Here is a 914-nt window from a genome sequence, read left to right on the forward strand (position 1 = left end):
CCGACGAGATCCTCGCCGCCGTCAAACGCTTCTGCCAGAAAACAATGAAGCGAACTTCGGATTCAGGTGACTAGCTGGTAAACACTCTGACCGGGTGTCGAGAAATTGCTGAATGGCACGATTCCGGCCCTTGTTCGAATGATCTCAGCCGTGAGGACCATCTCGAGCGCCTCGTCTGGCGTGAACAGGAGTTTTGGCCGGATTGCGAAAGTATTATCACCGCCAATCGATTGATTGGTGGCCAGGTTGAACCAGGCACCGTCGGATTTAGAGCTGAGAACGGAGATCTTGCCGGCAAGCAAGCCCGGCACAATCGGGAAGTCGAGGCTGGCGCGCACGTCCTGCCGCCCGAAGTTTCCGATCCTCACCTGAGCCTTGCCGCCGAACTCACCGGTCGGCTTCTGCGTGACGATGTTGATCGCGCCCGCGATCGTGTTCATGCCGAACAGAGCCCCTTGCGGACCGCGCAAAACCTCGATCCGCTCCACGTCGAACAGATCGAGCATCGAGCCCGCCAGACGCGCATAAGTAAAGCCGTCAACGACAACGGGAACGGCGGGATCAACGGTACTGTCGCCATCTACCGTTCCGATCCCCCGGATGGTCATTGCCGGCGTGTTGATCACGCTCGACAGGAGCGTGTCGATTTTCACGTTAGGCGCCACCTTGTCGACGTCAGCGAAGGTACTCGCAAACAGCTTCTCGAACGCTCCGGCGCCGATGGCGGTGACCGCGACGGGCACGTCCTGCAATCGCTCCTCGCGTCGACGTGCGGTCACGACGATGTCGGTCAAGCCGTTATTCCGCTCAGCCGCCGGTTCCGCATTGCCCGAAACGGCCGGTTCCGCATTGCCGGACTCAGAAGGCGGAGGCGCGGTCGTGTCCGGCGCCTGCGTGGGCTCTGGGGCGTTTTG

The 914-nt window shown here is 60.8% G+C and carries 1 protein-coding gene; it reads right to left on the bottom strand.

Going from position 1 to position 914, the window contains the following annotated elements; translation table 11 throughout:
• Nucleotides 1-62: 62 nt before the first annotated feature.
• Nucleotides 63-794, bottom strand: a complete 732-nt coding sequence (locus L3X40_RS21980) for a TonB-dependent receptor plug domain-containing protein (protein WP_237367454.1) — start codon at nt 792-794, stop codon at nt 63-65.
• Nucleotides 795-914 lie beyond the last annotated feature (120 nt).

Source organism: Rhizorhapis sp. SPR117, from assembly GCF_021742065.1.